This window comes from Dactylosporangium sp. NPDC051541 (genome assembly GCF_044454505.1).
In the GTDB taxonomy this organism is placed as follows: domain Bacteria; phylum Actinomycetota; class Actinomycetes; order Mycobacteriales; family Micromonosporaceae; genus Dactylosporangium.
In genome coordinates, this window is record NZ_JBITDU010000014.1 from 198,625 (window position 1) to 220,911 (window position 22,287).

At 73.8% G+C, this 22,287-nt stretch carries 27 protein-coding genes and 1 pseudogene; 15 read left to right on the forward strand and 13 right to left on the reverse strand.

The features are described from left to right. Positions 1–85: 85 nt before the first annotated feature. Entirely contained in the window at positions 86–991 is a 906-nt protein-coding gene (locus ACIA8L_RS43830) for an NADP-dependent oxidoreductase (protein WP_395914218.1), read from the forward strand. Positions 992–1,192: 201 nt separating this feature from the next. Here ACIA8L_RS43830 and ACIA8L_RS43835 read toward each other — a convergent pair whose 3' ends face one another. Continuing rightward, positions 1,193–2,485 carry an NtaA/DmoA family FMN-dependent monooxygenase gene (locus tag ACIA8L_RS43835; RefSeq protein ID WP_395914220.1) on the reverse strand — a complete coding sequence of 431 codons (1,293 nt, stop codon included), beginning with the start codon at positions 2,483–2,485 and terminating at the stop codon, positions 1,193–1,195. Positions 2,486–2,499: 14 nt separating this feature from the next. Next, entirely contained in the window at positions 2,500–2,640 is a 141-nt protein-coding gene (locus ACIA8L_RS43840) for a winged helix-turn-helix transcriptional regulator (protein ID WP_395914222.1), read from the reverse strand. A gap of 36 nt (positions 2,641–2,676) precedes the next feature. Here ACIA8L_RS43840 and ACIA8L_RS43845 point away from each other — a divergent pair, with 36 nt between their 5' ends. The 3 genes and pseudogenes from ACIA8L_RS43845 to ACIA8L_RS43855 all read left to right on the forward strand — a co-directional run. Then, positions 2,677–2,823: a hypothetical protein gene (locus ACIA8L_RS43845; RefSeq protein ID WP_395914224.1), complete on the forward strand. Its 147-nt coding sequence runs from the start codon at positions 2,677–2,679 to the stop codon at positions 2,821–2,823. Positions 2,824–2,855: 32 nt separating this feature from the next. Further along, on the forward strand, positions 2,856–3,377 hold the full coding sequence (gene def / locus ACIA8L_RS43850; protein ID WP_395914226.1) for a peptide deformylase: 522 nt from the start codon (positions 2,856–2,858) through the stop codon (positions 3,375–3,377). A gap of 189 nt (positions 3,378–3,566) precedes the next feature. Further along, positions 3,567–3,641, forward strand: a pseudogene (locus ACIA8L_RS43855) (hypothetical protein); the annotation flags it as partial. 670 nt (positions 3,642–4,311) lie between these two features. On the opposite strand, the gene ACIA8L_RS43860 reads toward ACIA8L_RS43855, so the two are convergent. Beyond that, positions 4,312–5,358 carry a hypothetical protein gene (locus ACIA8L_RS43860; RefSeq protein WP_395914228.1) on the reverse strand — a complete coding sequence of 349 codons (1,047 nt, stop codon included), beginning with the start codon at positions 5,356–5,358 and terminating at the stop codon, positions 4,312–4,314. 74 nt (positions 5,359–5,432) lie between these two features. Next, a complete protein-coding gene (locus tag ACIA8L_RS43865) occupies positions 5,433–5,861 on the reverse strand; it encodes a universal stress protein (protein ID WP_395914229.1) in 429 nt (142 codons plus the stop codon). Positions 5,862–5,908: 47 nt separating this feature from the next. Here ACIA8L_RS43865 and ACIA8L_RS43870 point away from each other — a divergent pair, with 47 nt between their 5' ends. Next, positions 5,909–7,606 carry an MFS transporter gene (locus ACIA8L_RS43870; RefSeq protein WP_395914231.1) on the forward strand — a complete coding sequence of 566 codons (1,698 nt, stop codon included), beginning with the start codon at positions 5,909–5,911 and terminating at the stop codon, positions 7,604–7,606. A 7-nt stretch (positions 7,607–7,613) separates the two neighbouring features. Here the strand turns inward: ACIA8L_RS43870 and ACIA8L_RS43875 are convergent, their stop codons facing one another. After that, entirely contained in the window at positions 7,614–8,177 is a 564-nt protein-coding gene (locus ACIA8L_RS43875; protein ID WP_395914233.1) for a CGNR zinc finger domain-containing protein, read from the reverse strand. 24 nt (positions 8,178–8,201) lie between these two features. Here ACIA8L_RS43875 and ACIA8L_RS43880 point away from each other — a divergent pair, with 24 nt between their 5' ends. From ACIA8L_RS43880 to ACIA8L_RS43895, 4 genes are all read left to right on the forward strand, one after another. Beyond that, on the forward strand, positions 8,202–8,861 hold the full coding sequence (locus tag ACIA8L_RS43880) for an AzlC family ABC transporter permease (RefSeq protein WP_395914235.1): 660 nt from the start codon (positions 8,202–8,204) through the stop codon (positions 8,859–8,861). Continuing rightward, on the forward strand, positions 8,858–9,181 hold the full coding sequence (locus ACIA8L_RS43885) for an AzlD domain-containing protein (RefSeq protein WP_395914237.1): 324 nt from the start codon (positions 8,858–8,860) through the stop codon (positions 9,179–9,181). The genes ACIA8L_RS43880 and ACIA8L_RS43885 overlap by 4 nt, the downstream gene beginning before the upstream one ends. Then, positions 9,178–9,834, forward strand: coding sequence for an HAD family hydrolase (locus ACIA8L_RS43890; protein WP_395914238.1), 657 nt, complete (start codon positions 9,178–9,180; stop codon positions 9,832–9,834). Before ACIA8L_RS43885 ends, ACIA8L_RS43890 begins: the two co-directional genes overlap by 4 nt. A 91-nt stretch (positions 9,835–9,925) precedes the next feature. Beyond that, positions 9,926–10,441, forward strand: a complete 516-nt coding sequence (locus ACIA8L_RS43895) for a CGNR zinc finger domain-containing protein (protein ID WP_395914240.1) — start codon at positions 9,926–9,928, stop codon at positions 10,439–10,441. Here ACIA8L_RS43895 and ACIA8L_RS43900 read toward each other — a convergent pair. The 3 genes from ACIA8L_RS43900 to ACIA8L_RS43910 form a co-directional block, all read right to left on the reverse strand. Further along, on the reverse strand, positions 10,435–11,274 hold the full coding sequence (locus ACIA8L_RS43900) for a hypothetical protein (RefSeq protein WP_395914242.1): 840 nt from the start codon (positions 11,272–11,274) through the stop codon (positions 10,435–10,437). The two genes, ACIA8L_RS43895 and ACIA8L_RS43900, sit on opposite strands and share 7 nt — an antisense overlap. 186 nt (positions 11,275–11,460) lie before the next feature. Further along, complete coding sequence (locus ACIA8L_RS43905) at positions 11,461–12,117, reverse strand: DUF427 domain-containing protein (RefSeq protein WP_395914243.1); 657 nt, start codon at positions 12,115–12,117, stop codon at positions 11,461–11,463. A 167-nt stretch (positions 12,118–12,284) separates the two neighbouring features. Continuing rightward, a complete protein-coding gene (locus ACIA8L_RS43910; RefSeq protein ID WP_395914245.1) occupies positions 12,285–12,656 on the reverse strand; it encodes a DoxX family protein in 372 nt (123 codons plus the stop codon). 88 nt (positions 12,657–12,744) lie between these two features. On the opposite strand from ACIA8L_RS43910, the gene ACIA8L_RS43915 reads away from it, so the two are divergent. Continuing rightward, positions 12,745–13,233 carry a MarR family winged helix-turn-helix transcriptional regulator gene (locus ACIA8L_RS43915; RefSeq protein WP_395914247.1) on the forward strand — a complete coding sequence of 163 codons (489 nt, stop codon included), beginning with the start codon at positions 12,745–12,747 and terminating at the stop codon, positions 13,231–13,233. Positions 13,234–13,244: 11 nt separating this feature from the next. Here ACIA8L_RS43915 and ACIA8L_RS43920 read toward each other — a convergent pair whose 3' ends face one another. Then, positions 13,245–14,501, reverse strand: coding sequence for a PP2C family protein-serine/threonine phosphatase (locus ACIA8L_RS43920; RefSeq protein WP_395914249.1), 1,257 nt, complete (start codon positions 14,499–14,501; stop codon positions 13,245–13,247). 87 nt (positions 14,502–14,588) lie between these two features. Here ACIA8L_RS43920 and ACIA8L_RS43925 point away from each other — a divergent pair, with 87 nt between their 5' ends. Continuing rightward, on the forward strand, positions 14,589–14,936 hold the full coding sequence (locus tag ACIA8L_RS43925) for a GntR family transcriptional regulator (RefSeq protein WP_395914251.1): 348 nt from the start codon (positions 14,589–14,591) through the stop codon (positions 14,934–14,936). Between the two features lie 14 nt (positions 14,937–14,950). Next, a complete protein-coding gene (locus tag ACIA8L_RS43930) occupies positions 14,951–15,415 on the forward strand; it encodes a hypothetical protein (protein WP_395914253.1) in 465 nt (154 codons plus the stop codon). Here the strand turns inward: ACIA8L_RS43930 and ACIA8L_RS43935 are convergent. The 4 genes from ACIA8L_RS43935 to ACIA8L_RS43950 all read right to left on the reverse strand — a co-directional run bounded on the left by ACIA8L_RS43935 (position 15,408) and on the right by ACIA8L_RS43950 (position 19,600). Continuing rightward, positions 15,408–16,712, reverse strand: coding sequence for a M20/M25/M40 family metallo-hydrolase (locus tag ACIA8L_RS43935; protein WP_395914255.1), 1,305 nt, complete (start codon positions 16,710–16,712; stop codon positions 15,408–15,410). The genes ACIA8L_RS43930 and ACIA8L_RS43935 overlap by 8 nt on opposite strands. 34 nt (positions 16,713–16,746) lie before the next feature. Next, positions 16,747–17,859: an ABC transporter permease gene (locus tag ACIA8L_RS43940; protein ID WP_395914312.1), complete on the reverse strand. Its 1,113-nt coding sequence runs from the start codon at positions 17,857–17,859 to the stop codon at positions 16,747–16,749. 155 nt (positions 17,860–18,014) lie between these two features. Further along, positions 18,015–19,079, reverse strand: a complete 1,065-nt coding sequence (locus ACIA8L_RS43945) for a peptidoglycan-binding protein (protein ID WP_395914257.1) — start codon at positions 19,077–19,079, stop codon at positions 18,015–18,017. Further along, positions 19,076–19,600, reverse strand: a complete 525-nt coding sequence (locus tag ACIA8L_RS43950) for a hypothetical protein (RefSeq protein ID WP_395914258.1) — start codon at positions 19,598–19,600, stop codon at positions 19,076–19,078. The genes ACIA8L_RS43945 and ACIA8L_RS43950 overlap by 4 nt, the downstream gene beginning before the upstream one ends. A 102-nt stretch (positions 19,601–19,702) precedes the next feature. Between ACIA8L_RS43950 and ACIA8L_RS43955 the strand changes: the two genes are divergently transcribed. From ACIA8L_RS43955 to ACIA8L_RS43965, 3 genes are read left to right on the forward strand one after another with little or no spacing between them, the layout of a single operon-like run. Continuing rightward, positions 19,703–20,353 (forward strand): response regulator transcription factor, encoded by a 651-nt coding sequence (locus tag ACIA8L_RS43955; RefSeq protein WP_395914260.1) that lies wholly within the window; start codon positions 19,703–19,705, stop codon positions 20,351–20,353. Then, complete coding sequence (locus ACIA8L_RS43960; RefSeq protein ID WP_395914262.1) at positions 20,350–21,540, forward strand: sensor histidine kinase; 1,191 nt, start codon at positions 20,350–20,352, stop codon at positions 21,538–21,540. The genes ACIA8L_RS43955 and ACIA8L_RS43960 overlap by 4 nt, the downstream gene beginning before the upstream one ends. Beyond that, positions 21,537–22,232 (forward strand): Type 1 glutamine amidotransferase-like domain-containing protein, encoded by a 696-nt coding sequence (locus ACIA8L_RS43965; RefSeq protein WP_395914264.1) that lies wholly within the window; start codon positions 21,537–21,539, stop codon positions 22,230–22,232. The genes ACIA8L_RS43960 and ACIA8L_RS43965 overlap by 4 nt, the downstream gene beginning before the upstream one ends. The last annotated feature ends 55 nt before the right edge of the window (positions 22,233–22,287 follow it).

Consider the following 22,287-nt stretch of genomic DNA (forward strand, 5'->3'; position numbering starts at 1 on the left):
CCCGCCGTCGGACAGCCAAGGACTGCCGGTCCTAGCCAGGCCGGTCCGATTCACGGCGAGACCGATCCAGCGCAGGCTTGGCGCCATGAAAGCAATCGTGTTCGAACAATTCGGCGGTCCCGAAGTGCTGCGACTCACGCGGGCCGAGGTGCCGCAGCCCGGTCCGGGGCAGGTCCGGCTGCGGGTGCGGGCGGCCGGGGTCAACCAGCTGGACTGGAAGATCCGCAACGGCTGGATGGAGCAGGTGTATCCGACCGCGTTCCCGAAGATACCGGGCCTGGAGGCGGCAGGTGTCGTCGACGCGGTCGGCCCCGATCGGGCGGACCTGGCCGTGGGCGACGAGGTGATCGCCTTGACCGAGACCGGCTCCTACGCCGAATACGCCCTGGCCACCACCGCGGTCCGCAAGCCCGCGGACCTGGACTGGGCGACGGCCGCGGCGCTGCCGGTCGCCGGTGAGACCGCGCTGCGGGTCCTCGGCGCGCTCGGCGTCAAGGACGGTGAGACGCTGCTGATCCACGGCGCGACAGGCGCGGTCGGGGGGCTGGCGGTGCAGCTGGCGGTCGCGAGAGGCGTCACGGTCATCGGCACGGCGGCGCCGAGGAACCATGAGTACCTCAGCTTGCTCGGCGCGCGGCCAGTCGAGTACGGCGAAGGGCTCGTCGAGCGGGTCCGAGCCATCGCGCCGCAGGGCGTCGACGCCGTGTTCGACGCGGCCGGCCAGGGCGCCCTGGCCGACTCGGTCGAGCTGCGGGGCGGCACGAAGGAGCGGATCGTCACGATCGCCGATCCGGCCGCCCGCGAGCTCGGGATCACCTTCTCGAGCGGCGGGACCACCGGTGCCGACGCCTTGGCCGAGGTAGCCCGGCTGGCCGCGGCCGAGACGATGCACGTCGAGGTGGCGCGGGTGTATCCGCTCGCCGAGGCGGCCAGGGCGCAGGAGCAGAGCGCGACCGGACACACCCGCGGAAAGCTGGTCCTAACGATCTGACCGACGCCGCCAGGACACGGGAGCAGAGCACCTCCGGACACACCCGCGGAAAGCTGGTCCCAACGATCTGACCGACGCCGCCAGGACACGGGAGCAGAGCGCGACCGGACACACCCGCGGAAAGCTGGTCCCAACGATCTGACCGACGCCGCCAGGACACGGGAGCAGAGCGCGACCGGACACACCCGAGGGAAGCTGGTGCTAACGGTCTGACAGGGGTAGGCCCAGGTTGTCGCGCAGGGTCGGGCCCAGGTAGTCCTCCTTGACGATGCCGCGCTTGCGAAGGTGGTGGAGCAGGCCGTTGACGACGTAGTCGTGCTGGATCGGGTCGTGCAGCCCGCCGACCGACAGCACGTCGAGCACGCCGGCGCGGAAGCGCTCCTCCACCGCGTCGGCGAGCTGCTCGGGGGTGCCGGCGACGCTCCAGTGGCCGGTGTCCTGCGCGGCGATGATCAGTTCGCGCAGGGTGTAGCCCTGTTTGATGTACCCGCTGAAGATCTCGGCCCGGCCGCGCCGTCGGCCGATGGCGGCCACGTCGGGAAGGAGGCTCTCCGGTAGCGGTCGGTCCAGTGGGGCGTCGGACAGGTCGATGCCGCCGCCGAGCATGTCGGCGAGCCAGCCGCGGCCGGCGTCGAAGTCGAGCGCGTCGTGGCGCTCCCGGACCAGGCGCTGGGCCTCGGCCTCGGTCGCACCGAACGTGGCGTGGAAGGAGCTGAAGATGAGCGGCAGTCCGGGGCGGCGGCCCAGTTCGGCGGCGCGGCCGCGGATGCGGTCCGTGAACTCACGGGCGCTGTCGAGCGTGGACAGGGCGGTGAACACCACCTCGGCGTAGGTGGCGCCGAGCTCGATCCCGGCGGCCGACTGGCCGGCCTGGATGAGTACCGGGCGGCCCTGGGGCAGCGGCGGGAGGTTCAGCGGGCCGGCGACGCTGAAGTACTTCCCGACGTGGTCGATCGCGCGGACCTTGGCCGGGTCGAGGACGGCGCGGCCGTCGTCGCCGAGCCGCAGCGCGCCCGGCTGCCAGCTGTCCCAGAGCGCGTTGACGATGTCGAGGGTCTCGGCCGCCCGGGCGTAGCGCTCCTCGGGGCTGGGCAGACCGCCGGGGCCGTAGTTCTCCTCGCCGATCGAGGACGTGACGAGGTTCCAGGCGGCGCGGCCGTTGCTGACGTGGTCGAGGGTGCCGAAGAGCCGGGCCAGGTTGAACGGATGGTGGAAGGTCGTGGAGACGGTGGCGATGAGCCCGATCGTGCTGGTCACCTGACTCAGCGCGGCGACGTAGACGATGGGCTCCTGCGCCCCGATCGTCCCCTGCGCCCCGAAGGTCAGCAGGTCGGGCACGAACAGCGCGTCGATGCGGGCCGCCTCGGCGAGCGCGGCCACCGTCCGGGCCGTGTCCACTGTGGACTTGTCGGGGTCGAGGGCGAGCTCGTAGGGGCCGGGAAAGCCCCCGGCGCCGGTGACGATACCCAGGGTGCGAGGCGGGCGCGCGGTCATGCCCTGACCTTAACCTATCTTTCCGATGTGAAAAATAGGTCACGGTCCCGCAGGACGGTGCGGCCGTGCTCGTCGACCCACCCGCTGAGCCCCTCGATCGGGGCCAGGAGCGTGCGGCCCAGCGCGGTCAGGGCGTATTCGACCCGCGGCGGCACTTCCGGCTCATCGCGGCCGAGCTGCAGCTGGCCACCGTGCGCTCACAGGTCGCGCTGTCGCCGTACACCGACTTCGAGAACTTCACGACGCTGCGGCCGGGCCCGCGCCGGCTCGACATCCTCACCGCCACGCTGGACCAGGTCGTCGCCTGGCCCGAGGCCCTGGCGGGGCTGCGGCAGTGACCTGAGGCGGCACCAGCCGGTACCGTTGATCAATGCCGACCACCGCGGGCACCGCCCGGCCGATCGTCTTCTACGGCGACCCCGTCCTGCACCGCCGCTGCGCCGATGTCACCGACTTCGACGACGCGCTCGGCGAGCTCATCGACGACATGTTCGCCTCGATGTACGCGGCCAACGGGGTCGGGCTGGCGGCCAACCAGATCGGCGTGGACCGGCAGGTGTTCGTGTACGACTGCCCGGACGCCAACGACGTGCGCCAGGTCGGGCACATCGTCAACCCGGTCCTCGAGGTCGCCTCGGCGCTCGCCCCGCCGGACGAGGGCGACGAGGGCTGCCTCTCGGTGCCGGGCCCGCGGGCGTCCCTGCCCCGGGCCGCGATCGCCACGGTGACCGGCCAGGACCGGCACGGCAACCCGGTCACCGTGACCGGCACCGGCTACTTCGCCCGGTGCCTGCAGCACGAGACCGACCACCTCAACGGGGTGCTGTACGTCGACCGGCTGCCCGAGGAGCGGCGGGAGGAGCTGCTGCGCGAGGCCGGCCTGCGCGTCTGACCGGCACCGCGACCGCGGCCACCACCGCGGTCAGGACCGCGGCGGTGGCGAGGGCGGCGCCGATCCACAGCGTGACGCTCATGCCGTGGACGAACGCCGCCCGCGCCGCCGATCGCAGCGCCGGCTCGCGCACCCCGGCGGCGGCGAGGGCGCCGCGGCGAGGCACTGGAGCGGGCCATCCTGGACGCGATCCTCGAGGAGCTGGCCACGGTCGGCTACGCGCGGCTGACCATCGACGGCGTCGCCCGGCGGGCGCGGACGAGCACGCCGGCGCTGCGATGGTGCGGGACGGGCCGGTGCCGGACGCCGCGGTCGTCGGCATCATCGACGAGGTCGTCGTGCCCCGGCTGACCGGCGCACGGCCAACGCAGGCGTCCTGAGCTGCGCAAACGCGGTACAACAAATTCTTAACGCGGCTCTGGCAGGCTTGTCCGGCCGGTGGTGCAGCGGGGGCGCATCAACGGCACACGAGTCGGGTGTAACGGGCACTTGGGCCGCGGCTACCGCACGGTGGTCAGGTCCAGCAGGTGCCAGGTCATCGTCTCGTTGTCGCCCGTGGCCCACCACACCCAGGAGTCGGACAGGCCCTCGGCGGTGGAGGACGGCCAGGGCGACGCGCCTGCGCGTGGCCAGGTCGCGCATCGTCAGGCGCTCGCTCGACGTGGCGGCCTGGGTCGAGATGGGCGCGGCCAGGAACTCGAACCGGTCCAGCACGGCGATGTCGACGAAGAGCGCCACCTCCCCGTCGGCGTTGATGCTCGCGGTCGATCCATTCCCGGGCGGCGACCAGCGCGACGGCGAGCACCTCGAGCGCGGACGGCCGCCGCCGGGTCCGTACAGCGTCATGCACCGGCTCACGCCACGACACAGAGCGCGAAACCGGTGCATGCGTGAAACCGTCGGAATATCAGCATTGCCGCATACGTGCGGCGGGTTACGGGGTGACCGGCACCGGGGTCGGGGCCTCGGCCTGGGCCCGGCCGCGCAGCGGTGGCAGCCAGCGCACCAGGCGGGCGGTGGCGGGGTTGGAGCCGTAGGCGAGCAGCGTCAGGAACACGCCGTAGACGGGGAGGTGGCCGAGCATCTCGGTGCCGCCGAAGAGCAGCAGCGTGGCGTTGAACGGGATGCCGGCGACGAGGACCGCGGCCTGTGGCAGGGCGCCGGAGATGACGAGCAGGCCGAAGAGCAGTTCGGTGGCCCCGGCGACGGCGACGTAGGTGTCGACGGGCACGTGGATGCCGACGAGCGCGAAGACGTCGAGGCGCGGGAACATGTGCAGGGTCTCGCGGGCCAGGGCCGGGTTGGCCAGCTTCTCCGCGAACGCGAGGGTGATCAGCGCGCCGCCGGCGCCGAGGCGCAGGGCGAGCAGGGCCTTGCGCAGGGTCGCCGGGTCGGGCTCGACGCGGCCGAAGGCGGCGTCGGACGGCGGCACGAACGACAGGAACACGGCCACGCCGAGCAGGTCCATCGCCGAGAGCAGACCGACCGGGCCGGTCAGCAGCAGTGCCAGGGGGCCGGTCAGGGCGAGCAGGATCGCGGCCGGGCGCAGGCGGATGCCGGTGATGAACCACACGCCGAGCGCGCCTTCGAGCAGCAGCAGGGCGGAGCCGCCGGTGAGCTCGTCGACCTCGAGGTCGTGGGTGAGGAAGTGCCCGGAGACGGCCGCGGCCAGCAGCGACACGCCGAGGTGGATGGCGAGCAGGCGCGGCACGTAGGGCACCACCCGGCCCACGAAGCGCAGGAACCCGAGCTCGGGGCTGGGCAGGAAGCGGACCGCGACCCAGCGCCAGAGCGCCGTGGCCAGCAGGACGGCCACGAGCAGGGCCGCGGTCACCGGGCGCAGGACGAAGGACCAGTCGGTCGGGTACTGCCCGGCGTCGGGCACGAACCACTTCTCGTGCGCGGAGGCGGGGGCCGGCAGGGCGAGCAGCGCGGCCGCTGCGAGGGCGACGGCACCCCCGCGCCGGAGCAGTGTCTTCATGCCATTGAGGATGCGGTTGGCGACGCGCACCGGCCCAGAGGCGAAGGTCCCGCGAAGGACGGGACCGGAAAGGACTACGGCACGACGGTGACCGGCCAGCGGCCGCAGCGCACGAGGCGCACGGCGACCGAGCCCGCGAAGCGGTGCCAGGCGCTGGCCGAGCGCCCGACGATCACCGAGTCGGCCCGGACCTGGTCGGCGACGGCGGCCAGCTCGGTGAACGGCTCGCCGGTGCGCACGACCAGCCGCGCGTCGACGGCCAGGCCGGCGATCTGCCGCTCGACCGCGTCGCGCAGCTGGAGCTCGACGGCGTCGTGGGCGTCGACGACGTTGGTGGCGGCGCTGCCGCCGGTGTCCGCGAGGGAGAGCATGGTGGCCGGGAGGGCGCGGACATACACGACGACCAGCCGGCACTGCTGGCGCCGGGCCAGCCCGACGGCGTAGGCGGCGGCCCGCAGCGAGGACGTCGTGCCGTCGATGCCGACCAGGATGGTGGGTCTCACACCGTGAAGCATAATGCCGAAATATAAGCACGTGATATAAAAGTTGTGTGACAGCCAGCGCCCACCACCCCGCCCCGGCCAGCCCGTTCCGTCAGCCCAAGGCGGTCTGGGCGGTGGCCTTCGCCTGTGTCGTGTCCTTCATGGGCATCGGCCTGGTCGACCCGATCCTGCCCGCCCTGTCGACGAAGCTGCACGCGTCACCCAGCCAGGTGTCATTGCTCTTCACCAGCTACCTGCTGGTCACCGCGGTCGCGATGCTCGTCACCAACGCGGTGTCGAGCCGCATCGGCCCGAAGTACACGCTGATCGCCGGTCTGGTGCTGATCGTCATCTTCGCGGCCCTGGCCGGCACCTCCGACACGATCGGCGGCATCGTCGGCTTCCGGGCCGGCTGGGGCCTGGGCAACGCGCTGTTCATCGCCACGTCCCTGGCGGTCATCGTGGCCTCGGCGAGCGGCGGCTTCAGCGGCGCGATCATCCTGTACGAGACGGCGCTCGGCATCGGCATCGCCGTCGGCCCGCTGCTGGGCGGCACGCTCGGCGGCATCAGCTGGCGCGGCCCGTTCTACGGCGTGAGCGTCCTCATGTTCATCGCCCTGGTCGCGACGATCTTCCTGGTCCCGAAGACCCCGCGGCCGGCCGAGCGCACGTCCCTCGCGGCCCCGCTGACCGCCCTGCGCCACCGCGGCCTGCTGATCATGAGCCTCACCGCCATCTTCTACAACTGGGGCTTCTTCACGATGCTCGGATACGCGCCGTATCCGATGCACCTCAACGAGCACAAGCTCGGCCTGGTCTTCACCGGCTGGGGCCTGCTGGTCGCCGTCTTCAGCGTCGCCGTCGCCCCGCGCCTGCAGCGCCGCTTCGGCACCGCCAAGACCCTCTACGCCAACCTGTTCCTGCTCGCCGTCGTCATGGCCGTCATCGCCGCCTACACCGACTCGGCCACCACCGTCATCGTCGCGGTCATCGTGTGCGGCGCGTTCATCGGCATCAACAACACCCTGACCACCCAGGCCGTCATGACGGTTGCCCCGGTGCCGCGCCCGGTCGCGTCGGCCTCCTACGGCTTCGTGCGCTTCATCGGCGGCGGCCTGGCCCCGTTCGTCGCCGGCAAGCTGGCCGAGCACTACAACATCCACGTCCCGTTCTACGCGGGCGCCGCGGCCTTCCTGCTTGCCATCGTCGTCCTGGCGTTCGGCCACCGCATCCTCACCGAGGCCGAGAACGCCGCTTCGGTCGCGGTCGCCGAGCCCGAGCCCGCCGTCGGTGAGATCGTCCCGGTCGGCCGCACCGGCGAGCCGAACGGCAACCGCCCGATCGTCGTCGCCCTGGACGCCGGCCCGTCCGCCGCCGCGGTCACGGCGGCCGCCGTCGAGCAGGCCCGGCGGCTGCACGCCCCCCTCGAACTGCTGCACGTCCACGAGATCGTGGTGGTCGGCGAGGACGCCGCCGACCGCGAGTCCTTCGAGCAGGCCCAGGCCCGGGTTCGGGCCGGTCTGGAAGAGCTGACCGCTTCGGGGGTACCGGCACAAGCCCACATCCTGCGCAGCGTCGCCGACCACGGCCACGCCGGCACGCTGATCGCCCAGCACGCCAAGGCGGTCGGCGCCCAGCTCATCGCCGTCGGCGCCCCCGCGCACAGCGGCGTGGCCCGCCTCCTGGACGGCAGCGCCGGCGACCGCCTGCTCGCCGAGGCCTCCTGCCGCGTCCTGGTCGTCCCCACCGAGCCGGCCCTGCGCTGAGCCTTCGTCAGGTCCCGTCCTGGGCGCGGTCGCGGCGGCGGCCGGTGTAGGCGCGGACGCGGGCCCGGTTGCCGCAGTCGGCGGAGTCGCACCAGCGGCGGCTGTGGTTGCGGGTGGTGTCCAGGAACAGCCACCCGCACCCGTCGCCGTCGCATCGCCGCAGCGGGCCCGGGTCGGGCCGGTGCAGCAGCTCGGCGACGGCCAGGGCGAGGTGGTCCTCGATCGCGGCGGCCGGCGTCTCGGTCAGCGGCAGCCGCTCGCCGGGCGTGGCCCGGGCCAGGGCCGACCGCCAGGCGGCGTGGACCAGCGGGGAGCTCCCGGCGTCGGCCGCCACCCCGTCGAGGTGCGCGTCGACCAGCCGGATCGTCGCGCCGCGCAGCCGGCGGACCCGGTCCAGCACGTGGTCGTCGGCCGGGAGGGACAGCCCGGTCGCGGTCCGGAACCAGTCGGCGAGCAGCGCGGCCGAGCCGAGCCGGTCCACCGACCGGGCCGGGTCCAGCCGCCACGCCATCGTGTTGGCCAGGTCCAGCGCCAGATGGCCGCCGATGAATCTCCACTCGTACGAACTCACATGACCTAATGTACGTTAGACCATGTGAAGAACGAAGGCTGGTCCCAAGGTCTCCGCGTCGGCGTCGGGCTGGCCGCAGGGGCGTTCCTGCTCGCGGTCGGGTTCGGGGCGTTCGCGGTCACGCACGGCTGGCCGGCCTGGCTGGCCATCGCCATGTCCGCCGTCGTGTTCTCCGGCTCGGCCCAGTTCGCCCTGGTGACCGCCCTCGCCGGCGGGGGCCTCGGCCCGGCCCTGGCCAGCGCCGCCCTGATGAACCTGCGGTTCGTCCCGATGGCCGCGGCCACCGCCCCGTTCCTGCCCGGCGGGCCGCTGCGCCGGGCCGTGCAGGGCCAGGCCGTCGTCGACGGCTCGTGGGTCGCGGCCCAGCGCCCCGGCGGCGGCCTCGACCGGCAACTGATGTTCGGCGCGACGCTGGTGCAGTGGCCGGCCTGGATCCTCGGCACCGCCCTCGGCGCCCTGCTCGTCCCCGGCGGCGAGGCCCTCAAGGCCAGCGGCCTCGACATCATCTTCCCCGGCTTCTTCGGCCTGCTGCTCTACGACGCCCTCCGCGCCAACCCGCGCCTGGCCCCGGCCGGCCTGATCGCCGCCGGCATCGCGACCACGTGCCGGTTCCTGCCCCCGGGCATCGCCCTGACCCTGGCCGCCACCGCGGCCGCCCTGAGCCTGCGGGAGAGGAAGCCATGACCGCCATGATCGCCGCCACGATCGCCCTGGCCGCGCTGAACATCCTCTACAAGGCGATCGGCCCGGCCCTGCTCGGCGGCCGCGAGTTCCCCCCGGAGGTCCAGGCCGTCGCCGACGCCCTCCCGGTCGTCCTCCTCGCCGGCCTGCTCACCGTCGACCTCCTCGGCGCCGGCTGGCGCGACTTCGACTGGACCGCCCTGCCCGGCCTGGCCGCGGCCGTCGCCCTGCGCTGGTGGGGCCGCTCCCACCTGCTGTGCATCGTCGCCGCCGTCGCCGTAACCGCCGGCCTGCGCTACCTGCTTGGCATACTCGGCGGGTGACGATCAAGGCGCTGATCTTCGACTTCGACGGTTTGTTGATGGACACCGAGACGACGCTGCTGGAGAGCTGGCAGTGGGAGTGGCGGCGGCACGGCCTGGAGCTCGACCCGGCGGGCTTCTTCGCCGACCACGGCGGCGACGCCAACGAGGCCCGATACACCGCCCTGGCCGCCGCCGTCGGCACCGCCTACGACCGCACGTCCAGCCACACGCTGCGCCAGGCCCACCGGTCCGCGCTCAACGCCGCCCTGCCGCCGGCCCCGGGCATCCTCGGCTGGCTGGACCGGGCGGCCGACCTGGGCCTGCGCCTGGCCGTGGCCAGCAGCTCCCACGTGGACCACGTCGACGCGATGCTCCGCCGGGCCGGTCTGCGCCCCCGGTTCGAGGTCCTCGCGACCGGCGACGAGGTCCGCGCGCCGAAACCCGACCCGGCCGTCTACGTGCTGGCCCTGGACCGGCTCGGGCTGCCGGCGGCGCAGGCGGTCGCCTTCGAGGACACCCCGCACGGTGCGGCCGCCGCACACGGAGCCGGCCTGCGCTGCGTCGCCGTGCCCAACCCGCACGCCGACCCGGCCCGCTTCACCACCGCCGCCCTCATCCTGCCCAGCGCCGCCGATCGGCCACTGGACGCCGTCCTCGCCACACTGTCCTGACCGCCGCATTGATACCGTCCGCACCCGGCGACCGGGCCGTCGATCTGTGCACCACCGGGTGACGCTCCGAGACAATGACTAAGATCGTTGCATGACTCGGCGTTTCGGGGCGGATCCGGCGCCCGGCGGGCTGTGCCTGGTCCAGGACCTGGCCAACAGCGCGCACAACCGGGCGGCCGGGCTCGGCGACGGGCTGGCGGACCGCCGGGCGGCCCGGGGCTGGCTCGCGGACGCCCTCGTGACCTGGGCCGCGCAGACCGGGCAGGCGGCGCCGCGGCTGACCCTCGTCGAGCCCGACCTGGCGCCGCTGCGGCAGTTTCGCGACCGGCTGCGGGCCTGGCTGGGCCGGCGCACCGACGACTTCACGGTGCCGGCGCGGGCGGTCAGGGTGGCGTTGCGGGCCGGGCGCCCCACCTACGCGCCGCAGGGCGACGGTGCCGACGGCGTCGTCGCGCTCGTGCAGGCCGAGTTGCTGCTGGCAGTACACACGGGGAAGTTTTCGCGGTTGAAGACGTGCGCGAACGCGGACTGCGCCGCGGTGTTCTACGACACATCCGCCGACGCGGGGCGGGTCTGGCACGACGACACGAGCTGCGGGCCTCAGTAGCCGAGCGCGCGGGCAGCCAGGTCGCGGACGTCGGCGGCGACCGGCGCCGGCAGGTAGAGGTCGGCCAGGTGCCGGGGCGAGTCGGCGAACAGCATGGCGTACAGGGTCACGGCGTCGAGATAGATCGCGGTGTCGTTGGGGTGCTTGCCGTCCGGCACGATCAGGAACGACGCGCCCCGGGCCGCGATGAGGACCTCGAACTCGTCCCCGATAGGCGCCAGCTGTGTGGGTACCGCCAGGGCCGCCGACAACGCCGCGTAGTTCGCGTCGATCGCCGCCTTCGCCGCGGCCCGCGACGGGAACGGGGCCGGGTCGACGAGGGCCCAGTTCTTGAACAGCACCACGCGGCCGCCCGGCTTCAGCGCGCGGCCGAACGTCGGGGCGTAGAGGTCCAGCAGCGTGCTCCGCGTCGCCTCGGGGTGCAGGGCGACCTGCGTGGAGTACTCCTGCAGCACGACGAAGTCGTAGCGCTTTCGCCCGCTGAGCGCGTCGGCGACGAGCCCGTCGTCCCACGTCTGGCGCAGCGTGTAGCCGGAGTGGATGACCTGGGTCACGTTGACCGTCCGCCCGGCGAGCGCGGCCAGGTGCCGCACCATATCGGGCGTGTCCTCACCGCTGGCCTTGGTGAACGACCCGAGCAGACTGTTGCCGACGAACAGCACGTCCAGCGGCACCGCCGGGTCCCGCATCGGCTGCGCGGCCACGTCGACGAACGGCATCGCCCCGACCGCCGGCCCGCCGGCCGCCACGTGCGGCACCCGCAGCAGCACCCCGGCGATGGCCAGGGCCAGTCCGAGCACGGCGGCGATCCACAGTCGGTGGCGGTACGGCATCGGCCCAGCGTGCGGACCCCCGCGCACCGTGTCAATCACGTGACCGGCCGCAGTTCCCCGCCCCGCTGGCCGACGAACACCAGCTCCGGCCGGGTGGTGTCACCGCGGACCCGTGCGACCCGGCCGGCCCCGGCGTGGCCGGGCGATCCCGAGCGACGCCGCGATTGTCACTCGCCGGGCCGGACGTCAACGAGCACTGCTGAACGGCGTGACCGGACGCTCGAGCCGCTCACCGTCGACGATGTGGTCCACGAACTCGTTGTAGAACGCGACGAGGTCCCGGATCGCGCCCACGGCGGGCAGCGGGTCGGCGTAGTACCAGGCGATGTTCTCCGCTCTCGGCTCGCGCAGCGACCAGTATCCGGCCGTCCCCTTGTAGGGGCAGCCGGTGCGCAGGTCGCTGCGGTCGAACAGCTCCAGCCGCACGTCGCCCGCCGGGATGTAGTAGCGCGTCGGCAGGGTCGTCTCGAAGACCAGCACCGGCGCGCGGGTCTCGGCGACGGTCACGCCCTCGATCTCGACGACGACGTGCCGGCTGCTGGCGATCGCGTCGACGCGCTTGTGCGGGTCGCGCGGGTGGATGAAGATCTCCTCTTCCTCCTCGAACCAGCGGGCCGCCGACCACTCGACGGCGAGGTGCCCGGCGAGGGCCGGATCGTCGTAGCGCCACACCGCGTCGGCCGGCAACGCGTCGGCCCGCACGTCGGCCTCCGGGAAGACATAGCGCGGCACCGGCTTGCCGGCCTCCCAGACCAGCACCGCCCCCCGGGTGTCCACGACTGTCACGTCGTCGCGGCGGCCGCGGACCCATCGGGGGCTGGGCTCGAATCGCAGCTGCGTCATGCCGGCTCCTCAACGGCGGCCACGTAGGGTCGCCCTTCGCGCCACGCGGCCACCCGCTCGGGCCGCCCGAACACCTGAAGGTACTCCTCCACCGCCGTCAGGGCGGTCCGGCCGACGAGGTTGGCCTGGGCGAGCCATCGACGGCCGGCCCGGGCTCCGAGGCCGGCTCAGAACGCGTATGGCCCGGACCGGCCCCAGGCCACCACCAGGGCCAGGATCAGCAGCACCCCGCTCGGCACCAGCGCCGGGAGCTCGTGGCGGCGCAGGTGCATCAGGACGGCGCCGACCATCACCAGTGCCAGCCCGGTCGCCGCGAGGGGCACCAGGACAGGTGCGACACCGATGGCGGCGGGCAGGATCACGCCGATCGCGCCCAGCACCTCGAGCACCCCGATCGCGGTCGGCGCCCAGCGGGGCGCGTCGGCCGCCCAAGGCTGCGCGGCGACGTACTTGTCGTGCGGCCGGGCCAGCTTGAACGCGCCGGAGAACAGAAAGCCGGCCGCGACCAGCGCGGCAACGACCCAGAGAACGATGTTCATGACTCACCATTTCGCCAGATGACTTAAACGTTGAAGTCAAAACTAGGGGCGTTGACTTAAACGTGCAAGTGATCGCTACACTTGTGACGTGACCGACGAACCGCGCTGGCTCGAGCCGGACGAGCTGCGGACCTGGCTGACCCTGCAGGCCGTGCTGGTGCGGCTGCCGGGCGCGCTCGACGCCCAGCTGCAGCGCGACGCCGGGATCAGCCACTTCGAGTACATGATCCTGGCCGGGCTGTCCGAGGCGCCGCAGCGGCGGATGCGGATGAGCCTGCTCGCCGCGATCTCCGAGGGCTCACTCCCCCGGCTGTCCCAGGCCATCGGCCGGCTGGAGAAGCGGGGCTGGGTGCGCCGCACCCCCGACCCGGACGACGGCCGCTACACCCTGGCCATCCTCACCGACGAGGGCCTGGCCAAGGTCGAGGCGACCGCGCCGGGCCACGTCGCCGAGGTCCGCCGCCTGGTCTTCGACCCGCTCAAGCAGGCCCAGCCCCGGCAGCTGCACGACATCTGCGGGCGGGTGATGCGCACCATCGACCCGGACGGCCCCTACCCCGGCGCCCGCCCCTATTAGACCCGGCCCGGCTACACCCGGTCCTGTGCCGTGGACCCGCTGGCCAGCGCCTGGTCGGCGCCCGCGCTGCTCTGCCGCAGCCGGCCGTGCCCGCCGTACCAGTCGATGATCAGCAGCGTGGCGTCGTCGGCGAGGACCGGGCCGGCCACGGCCAGGACGGCGTCGGCCAGGGCCCGGGTCGCCTCGCGGGGGTGCAGGTCGGCCACCCGGCGCAGCTCGGCGGGCAGGTCCAGCTTCGCGGCCTTGCGCTCCCGCATCCCGTCGGTCACGATCACGATCCGGTCACCGGCCTCGAGGGGCACGTCACCGGCCTCGAAGCCGGCCTCGGGCACCATGCCGAGGGGGAAGTTGCGCGGCAGCCGCAGCCGCTCGATCTCGCCCCCGCGGACCAGCAGCGGCGGGAGGTGTCCGGCGTTGATCAGGCTGCAGACGCCGCTGCTGAGGTCGATCCGGCCGAGGACGGCGGTGACGAACGTGCTGCCGGTGGCGGCGTGCTGGGTCACCGCGGTGTCCGCGGCCGCGGCCTGCTCCACGAGGCTCTGGCCGCGACGGCGGGTGTTGCGCAGGCTGCCGACGGCGAGCGTGGCCGTCATGGCACTGGCCACCCCGTGCCCCATGGCGTCGGTGACGCTGAAGTGCAGCGCGTCGCGGGCGAGGGAGTAGTCGAACGTGTCGCCGCCGACGCTCGCGGCCGGCTCGAGCCAGCCCGAGAGGGTGAAGGCGCCGCCCTCGCAGGTGAACGCGCCCGGCAGCAGCCGCCGCTGGATCTCGGCCGACAGGTTGAAGGGGGTGGTGCGCTGGCCCCATTCGAACAGGTCGGTGTGCCGCCGGTTGGCGATCACCACGAACCCGAGCAGGTGCGCGATGCGGCTGATCTCCCGCAGCGCCCGGGCGTCCGGCTCGTCCGGCAGCACCAGCTCGAGGAGCCCGATCGCCTCGCCGCGCTCGGTGACCGGCGCGAGCACCGTCCAGCCGGCCGCCCCGGGGAGCACCTGCGTGGTCTGGGTCCGCAGGGCCTGCTCGGCCGGGCCCCCGTCGAACGGCAGCACCGTCGCGACGTCGCCGCCCTGCCGGCCCGGCTCGTCGTTGGGCACGTAGGACAGCCGGACCAGCGCGCGGCCGCCGAGGTCGGCGATGAGGAAGGAGGCCGACCACGCGTCCAGGCCCTTCCCCAGCTCCCGCGTGATGGCCTCCACCGCGTCGACCGGCGCCGCGTCCTCGACCGCGCCCAGCATCGACGCCATCATCGATGTCCCACTGACCTCCACTCCCGAATCATACGAGTTCCGGCCGCTCGGGGCCGGTCCGGCCACGACCTTGACGGCGCGGCGAATGGTGCTAATAATACTAGCACTATGAGATGGACAGTCGATCACGCTTCGCGGGAGCTGCTGCCCGACCAGATCGCCGCGTGCGTGCGCCGGGGCGTCGCCTCGGGCGAGCTCGCGCTCGGCGAGCAGCTTCCGCCCGCGACCGAGCTGGCCACGGCCCTCTCGGTCGACCGCAACACGGTGCTGACCGCCTACCGGCGGCTGCGCGACGACGGCCTGCTGGAGTTCCGCCGCGGCCGCGGTGCCCGGGTGGCCTCCGCCGTCACCGAGCCGGCCCCGGTCGCCGAGGCCGCCCGGGCCCTGGTGGCCGTGGCCCGCGAGCACGGCCTGACCCGCTCCGACCTGCTCCGCCTGATCGCCAAACTGACCTGAGGGATGGTCCAGCCATGACGGCATACTCGATCTACACCGGCCGGGTCACGAACTGGCCGATCGTGCTGGTCAGCACGGCCCTGGCGGTGCTGCTGCTGATCGGTGGGGCGACGTCGGACGGCTCGGCCCGGGACCTGGCCCTGCCGATCCTCACCGCGGCCGTGATCGTGCTCCTGAACGTCCTGACCGGCATCAGCATCCGCACCGCGGCCGGCCCGAACGGTGTCGCCATCCGGTTCGGCCCGGCCGCCTGGCCCCGCTGCACCTACTCCCTGGACCGCATCGCCTCCGCCGAGGTGGTCGATATCGGCATCTTCCAGGTCGCGTTCGGCTTCTGGTGGACGCCGCGGCACACGTATTGCACCGTCCGCACCGGCCCCGCGCTGCGCCTGAACCTGACCAACGGCCGCCGGGTCACGGTCACGGTGCCGGACGCCCGGGCCGCCGCGGCGGCGCTGCGGGAGGCGAAGCTCAGCTAGCGAGCAGGAAGCGGGTCAGCACGCGGGTGCCGAACTCGAGACCGTCGACCGGCACCCGCTCGTCGACACCGTGGAAGAGTGCCGTGAAGTCCAGGTCGGCCGGCAGCTTCAGCGGCGCGAAGCCGAAGTTGCGGATGCCCAGCAGTTGGAAGGACTTGGCATCGGTACCGGCGGACAGCATGTACGGCAGCAGCCGCGCCCCCGGGTCCTCGGCCGCGATCGCCGCCGTCATGGCATCGACGAGGTGCCCGTCGAACGACGTCTCCACCGGCGGGAGCTGATCCCAGTCGAGCTCGACGTCCGGCCCCAGCACCTCCGCGAGGGTCTTGGCGAAGACGTCCTCCCGGCCGGGCAGCATCCGCCCGTCGACGGTCGCCGTGGCCACCGACGGCACCACGTTCGTCTTGTAGCCGGCGTTGAACATGGTGACGTTGGCCGAGTCGCGCAACGTCGCCCCGATGAGCCGGGCCACGGAGCCGAGCCGGGCGACGGCCGCCTCCGGGTCGTCGGGGTCGAACGGCACCCCGGTCAGCTCGGCCACGCCTTCCAGGAACTCGCGGGTGGCCCCGGTGAGCACGATCGGGAACCGGTGCGCGTCGAGCCGGGCCACCGCGGCGGCGAGCTTGGCCACGGCGTTGTCGGTGTGGACCATCGACCCGTGCCCGGCGGTGCCGCGGGCCTTGAGCCGCAGCCACATGATGCCCTTCTGGGCCGTCTCCACCAGGTAGGCCCGCACGTCGTCGCCGAGCGTCAGCGAGAACCCGCCGACCTCGCTGACCGCCTCGGTGACCCCGTCGAAGAGCTCGGCCCGGTGCTGCACCAGCCACCGCGCCCCGTTGAACCCGCCGGCCTCCTCATCGGCCAGAAACGCGAAGACCAGATCCCGCGGGGGTACCACACCGTCGCGCTTGAACTGCCGAGCGACCGCGAGCGTCATCGCCACCATGTGCTTCATGTCGATGGCGCCCCGGCCCCACACGTACCCGTCGCGGATCTCCCCGGAGAAGGGGTGCACGGACCACTCGGCCGGGTCGGCCGGCACGACGTCGAGGTGCCCGTGCACGAGCAGCCCGCCCCGCCCGGTGTCCGCCCCTTCGAGCCGCACGACGACGTTGCCGCGCCCCGGCCCCGACTCGACGTACTGCGGCTCGTACCCCACCTCGGCCAGCCGCTCCGCGACGTACTCGGCCGCGGCCCGCTCCCCCTTGAGGGTCGCCGGGTCCCCGGTGTTCGTCGTGTCGATCCGGATCAGCTCGCTCGTCAGCGCGGCGACCTCGTCCGCGGCTCTCGTCGTCATGCCGATACCCTACACGCACGATAGGAAATGGAGCTCAGGTCGCGGCCAGGGCCTCGATCGGGGCCAGCCGGGCCGCCCGGATCGCCGGGTAGAGGCCGCCCAGGCCGCCGACCAGCAGCGCCGCGCCGACCGCGCCCGCCGTCGCCCAGGCCGGCACGACCACCGGCCAGCCCTGGCCGGCCGCGTAGCCGGCGGTGACGGCGGCGCCGAGCAGCACCCCCGCGCCGCCCCCGAGCGCGGACAGCAGCAGCGACTCGGCCAGGAACTGCAGCCGGATCTGCCCCCGGGTGGCGCCCAGGGCGCGGCGCAGGCCGATCTCGGCCCGGCGCTCCAGCACCGAGATCACCATGGTGTTCGCCACCCCGACCCCGCCGACCAGGAGCGCCACCGCACCCAGGCCGAGCAGCAGCCCGTCGAGGGTCTCGCCGGCGGCGCGCCGGGCGGCCAGGGCGTCGGAGGGTTTCGAGACCGCGACGGCGCCGGGCGCCCGCGGGTCGGCCGTGGCGGCCAGGACGGCCCGGACCGCCTCGACCCGGTCCTCCCGGCAGCGGGTGTACACCGTCGTGGCGTGCCCGTCGAAGTGCAGTACCGTCGCGGCGACGTCCCAGCCGACCAGGACGGCTGTGTCCAGTTCGGGGGCCAGGGCCACCGGGTCGAGCACGCCGACGACCGTGAACCGCGCGGGGCCGACGAGGATCTCGGTCAGCGGGCTCGGCCGGCCGATGCCGAGCCGGGCGGCCGCGGTGGCGCCGAGCACGGCCGCCGGGTAGCGGGCCGTCGCCGCGTTGAGCCAGGTGCCCACCCGGACGGTGGCCCCGACCGTCGGCGGCAGGCTCAGCCGGGCGGCGAGGACGGCCAGCCCGCTGCTCTCCGCCTTCGGGATGCGGTCGGTGCGGTACACCCGGGCCGTGTCGACGGCGCCGACCGCGGCCACCGCCGTCACCGGGCCGATCCGGCCGATCATCGACTCGGCCTCGGCCGGCAGCGCCACCCGCTGACCGTCCACGGTCTGGCCGGGGGCGACGGTGAGCAGGTTGGTGCCGAGGGCGGCGAGGCGGTCGTCGAGCTGCCGGCGCGACGAGAACGAGATGCCGACGACGGCGACCATCGCCGCGATACCGATGGCGATGCCGAGCGCCGACAGCATGGTGCGCACCGGCCGGGTCCCCAGCCCGGCGGCCCCGGCCCGCACGACGCCCCCGAGCACAGAGCGCCCGCTCGCGGGCCCTCCGCTGCGCTCCGGCCCCGCGACCTCCGAACTGCGCCCATGGTGACCGGCCCCTCCGCTGCGCTCCGGACCGGTCACGCCGGCATCCCCACGGTCAGGCCGGCCCGCAGCCCGGCGCCGCTGATCTCCACCCGGCCGCCGGCGAACAGGCCGGTCTCGACCCGCAGGTAGTGCGTCGACGGGCCGTCCACGACCTCGACGCCGTAGCCGCCCTCGGCCAAGGCGACCAGTGCGGCCACCGGCACGGTGAGGACGTCCGCGCGCCGGTCCGCGGTGAACACGACGGTGACCACGGCCGCGTCGATGCCGGCGGCCGCGGCCGGGTCGGCCAGTGACACGAGCGCCTCGATCCGGGTCTGCGGCGGCGCGGCCGGCCCGGACGCCTCCTCGACGACGGTGGCGACGCGCTCGACCCGGCCCGGCACCGCCCGCCCGTCCGGGAGCCGCACGGCGACCTCCAGGCCGGCCCGGGCCAGCCGCTGCTTCGACACGTCGAGCCGGACCGTCACCCGGTGGCCGGTCCCGGTGTACCGCAGCACCTCCTCCCCACCGCCGGTGGTCTGGTTGACGCCCGCGGTGACCGCGTCGACGCGGATCTCGCCCGGCGCGAACAGCACCCGGCCCAGCTCGACCGCGCCGGTCGCCGGCAGCCCCTGGTCGCGTTGCCAGCGCCGGACCGCGGTGGCGGTGCCGGCCGAGTAGGTGGTGTCGACGGTGAAGCCGGTGTAGCCCAGGGCGGTCAGGTTCTCCTCCAGCTGGCGCACGTCCGGCCCGGTGACGCCCGGCGCCAGGGCACGGTAGGCGGTGACGGCGCCGTAGAGCAGGACGACCGGGGTGTCGTCGACCCGGTACACCGCCTGGCCGCGGGTGATGACGTCACCGGCGAGCGGCGCCCGGGTGACGACGCCGTCGATCCGGCCCGCGAGGGCCGCCGGGGCGCCGTAGCCGAGCTGGCCGGCCTGCTCGTCGGTGTCGAGCATCGTCTGCCGGGTCACCTCGGCGGTCGCCGGCGGGCGGGCGGCCGGGCCCGGTGCGGGGCCGCCCCGGGAGCCGAGCCCGCCCGCGGCCACGGCCGCGGCGCCGGCCGTCAGCACACCCAGTCCCCACAGCAGCGCCGCGGGGCGCGGACGGCGGCTCACCGGGCCGGGGACGGCGAGCGGCCGCCGTGCCGGATGCAGGCGGCCGCGGCCGCGTCGTACTGCGGGTCGAGCCGCACCGACTCGGGCACGTCCCGGTTGAGGTTCGGCTCCGGGTCCGGGAACTCCTCCACGCCGTTGGCGCGCATGCAGCGCGACTCCTCGCGCGCGGCGTCGAGCTTCCGGGTCCGGTCGTCGGCGCTCAGGGCGGTCTCGTAGGCCCGGCACGCCTCGATGGCCTGGTTCAGCACACCGGCGTCGATGGCGCCCTTGTCGTAGCCAGCGCCGGCGCGCACCCCGCCGTCGGCGTCGACCACCGGGTCGGCCTCCGGCACGCCGTGCTCGCGCATGCACCGGGCGTGCCGCAGCCCCTGGTCGTGTGCGCTGAGCGACGTGCTCGCGGCCACCGCGGGCGCACCGCCCGCCGTCGCCACGTCCTTCCCGTCGTCCGCCCGCGTGCACCCGGCCAGGGCCGCCAGCAGCAGCAGCAGCGGCAGGAGCACGGCGATCCGCCTGTTCGTCATGCGCTCCAGTGCACTGAACGGGCGGCAACAGTACCGTTGCGACGTCTGTAACGCCGGTGTAACGCTCTATCGGCGAGACTGGCCGGGTTGTGGAGGTGTGCGGTGCGGGTGCTGCTCATCGAGGACGAGCCGCTGCTGGCCGAGCAGATCGCCGAGGGGCTGCGCGACCAGGGCATGGCGGTCGACCTCGCCGCCGACGGGCTGGACGGGCTGCACAAGGCCGGCACCAACCCCTACGACGTCGTCGTGCTCGACCGCGACCTGCCGCGGCTGCACGGCGACCAGGTGTGCGGGGCGCTGGCCGCGGCCGACGCCGGCCCGCGGGTGCTCATGCTCACCGCGGCCGGCGAGGCGGCGGACCGGGTGGCCGGGCTGACCCTCGGCGCCGACGACTACCTGCCGAAGCCGTTCGTCTTCGCCGAGCTGGTGCTGCGCATCCGGGCGCTGGCCCGGCGGGCCGCCAACGCGCCACGGGTGCTGCGGCGGGCCGGGCTGACCTTCGACACGGCCCGGCGCATCGTCACCCGCGACGGCCGCACACTGCCCCTGACGACGAAGGAGCTTGCCGTGCTGGAGATCCTGATGGGCGCCGACGGTGCCGTGGTCAGCTCGGAGGCGCTGCTCGACCGGGCCTGGGACGAGCACGCCGACCCGTTCACGGCCACCGTGCGGGTGACCGTCGCCCGGCTGCGGCGCAAGCTGGGCGACCCGCCGCTGATCGAGACCGTTGTGGGGGCGGGGTACCGGCTGTGAAACACCCGTCGATCCGCCTGCGCCTGACCGTCGTCTACGCGATCGTGCTCGTGCTCGCCTGCACGGCACTGGTGGCGCTGAACTACTGGCTGCTCTACCACAGCCTGTACGACAACATCCACGACCCGACGCCGGAGCAGGTCGCGAAGATACGCGGCACCGCGACCGACATCGCCCCGGACGCGGCGGAGAAGCTGCGCGCGATCGACATCGACGCGGCGCAGATCGCCGTGCGGCGCCGGGAGACCCTGCTCTCCACGGCCGCCGCGTCGGCCGTCGGGCTGCTCGTCACCGCCGTCGCCGGCCTCGCGGTCTGCTGGATGGCGGCCGGGCGCCTGCTGCGGCCACTGCGCACGCTGACCGCGACGACCAGGCGGATCTCGCAGGACCACCTCCACGAGCGGATCGCGCTCACCGGCCCCCGCGACGAGCTCAAGGAGCTGGCCGACACCTTCGACGCGATGGTCGGGCGCCTGGAGGCGGCCTTCGCCAGCCAGCGCCGGTTCGTCGCCGACGCCGCGCACGACCTGCGCACGCCGCTGGCCGTCGTGCGCAGCGGGATGGAGGTCCAGCTGGCGAAGCGGCCCGGCACCCCCGAGCAGTGGCAGGCCACGGCCCAGCGGGTGCTCACCGCGACCGCCCGGGCCGAGCGCATGCTGGACGGTCTGCTCGCCCTCGCCCGCAGCGACAGCGGCATCGCCGCGACGGAGCCCTGCGACCTGGCCGCGGTTGCGGCCGCCACGGTCGGCGCGGCCGACGAGGAGGCCGACCGGGCCGGCCTCACCGTCACCTGCGACCTGCGCCCGGCCCCGGTCCGCGGCGACCCCGGGCTGCTCGACCGGCTGGTCGGCAACCTGGTCGACAACGCGGTGCGGCACAACCGCCCGGGCGGATGGCTGACGGTCAGCACCGGACGCGACGCCGGGCCGGCCGTCCTCACCGTCCGCAACAGCGGCCCCGTCGTCCCGGCGGCCGCGGTCGACCGGCTGTTCGAGCCGTTCCAGCGGCTGGACCCGGGCCGGGCCGCCGGGACCGCGTCGACCGGCCTCGGCCTGGCCATCGTCCGCTCCATCGTCTCCGCGCACGCCGGCACCATCACCGCGACTCCCAACCCCGGCGGCGGCCTGACCGTCACCGTCACCCTCCCGGCCGCGCCGGTCCCGGAGGATGATTGGCTCGGGCGATGAAGCTGCTGCTGACCTCCGCCGGCCTGCGCAACGCCACACTGCTGGACACGCTGCGCACCATGCTGGACCAGCCGTTCGCCGCGGCCAACGTCGTCTACATCCCCACCGCGTCCATGGCCGAGCCCGGCGACCACGGCTGGGTCCTGGACGACATGACCCGGGTGCGTGCCCTGGGCTGGCGTGAGTTCGACATCCTGGAGCTCAACGGCCTGCCGCCGGAGCTGGTCCGCGCCCGCCTCCGGCACGCCGACGTCATCTACGTCAGCGGCGGCAACCACTACCACCTGGCCCGCAGCATCACCCGCAACGACCTCGCGGCCGCGTTCCTGGAGGCCCTGGAGACGAGGGTCTACGTGGGCCTGAGCGCCGGCTCCATGCTGTTCAGCCGCAACCTGAACGAGCACGGCGCCGACGTGCTCGGCGACGCCGCCGACCTCCACCTGCTCGGCGCCACGACGGTCGAGCCGCCGTTCGCCCGCTTCGACTGGTACCTCAAACCCCACCTGTACTCCCCCGACTTCCCCGACCGCGACGACACCTGGGCCGACACGATCGCCGCCCGCGCCGACTTCCCGATCTACTTCATCGACGACGACACCGCCATCCGCGTCGACGGCGACCACCTCGACGTCGTCTCCGAGGGCCGCTGGCGCCTCACCCCCGCCGATCACGGCGGCGGTCCGCGCACGTAATAACCTCTTATTAATATAGGAAAGATAGGTTAACGGAAGGGCTCTAGCTTAATCT

Excerpts from the sequence above, each read along its gene's own strand:
- ACIA8L_RS43830 (WP_395914218.1), top strand. The coding sequence starts at position 86 with ATGAAAGCAATCGTGTTCGAACAATTCGGCGGTCCCGAAGTGCTGCGA.
- ACIA8L_RS43835 (WP_395914220.1), bottom strand. The coding sequence starts at position 2,485 with ATGACCGCGCGCCCGCCTCGCACCCTGGGTATCGTCACCGGCGCCGGG.
- def (WP_395914226.1), top strand. The coding sequence starts at position 2,856 with ATGCCGACCACCGCGGGCACCGCCCGGCCGATCGTCTTCTACGGCGAC.
- ACIA8L_RS43860 (WP_395914228.1), bottom strand. The coding sequence starts at position 5,358 with ATGAAGACACTGCTCCGGCGCGGGGGTGCCGTCGCCCTCGCAGCGGCC.
- ACIA8L_RS43885 (WP_395914237.1), top strand. The coding sequence starts at position 8,858 with ATGACCGCCATGATCGCCGCCACGATCGCCCTGGCCGCGCTGAACATC.
- ACIA8L_RS43895 (WP_395914240.1), top strand. The coding sequence starts at position 9,926 with ATGACTCGGCGTTTCGGGGCGGATCCGGCGCCCGGCGGGCTGTGCCTG.
- ACIA8L_RS43900 (WP_395914242.1), bottom strand. The coding sequence starts at position 11,274 with ATGCCGTACCGCCACCGACTGTGGATCGCCGCCGTGCTCGGACTGGCC.
- ACIA8L_RS43905 (WP_395914243.1), bottom strand. The coding sequence starts at position 12,117 with ATGACGCAGCTGCGATTCGAGCCCAGCCCCCGATGGGTCCGCGGCCGC.
- ACIA8L_RS43910 (WP_395914245.1), bottom strand. The coding sequence starts at position 12,656 with ATGAACATCGTTCTCTGGGTCGTTGCCGCGCTGGTCGCGGCCGGCTTT.
- ACIA8L_RS43925 (WP_395914251.1), top strand. The coding sequence starts at position 14,589 with ATGAGATGGACAGTCGATCACGCTTCGCGGGAGCTGCTGCCCGACCAG.
- ACIA8L_RS43930 (WP_395914253.1), top strand. The coding sequence starts at position 14,951 with ATGACGGCATACTCGATCTACACCGGCCGGGTCACGAACTGGCCGATC.
- ACIA8L_RS43935 (WP_395914255.1), bottom strand. The coding sequence starts at position 16,712 with ATGACGACGAGAGCCGCGGACGAGGTCGCCGCGCTGACGAGCGAGCTG.
- ACIA8L_RS43940 (WP_395914312.1), bottom strand. The coding sequence starts at position 17,859 with ATGCTGTCGGCGCTCGGCATCGCCATCGGTATCGCGGCGATGGTCGCC.
- ACIA8L_RS43950 (WP_395914258.1), bottom strand. The coding sequence starts at position 19,600 with ATGACGAACAGGCGGATCGCCGTGCTCCTGCCGCTGCTGCTGCTGCTG.
- ACIA8L_RS43965 (WP_395914264.1), top strand. The coding sequence starts at position 21,537 with ATGAAGCTGCTGCTGACCTCCGCCGGCCTGCGCAACGCCACACTGCTG.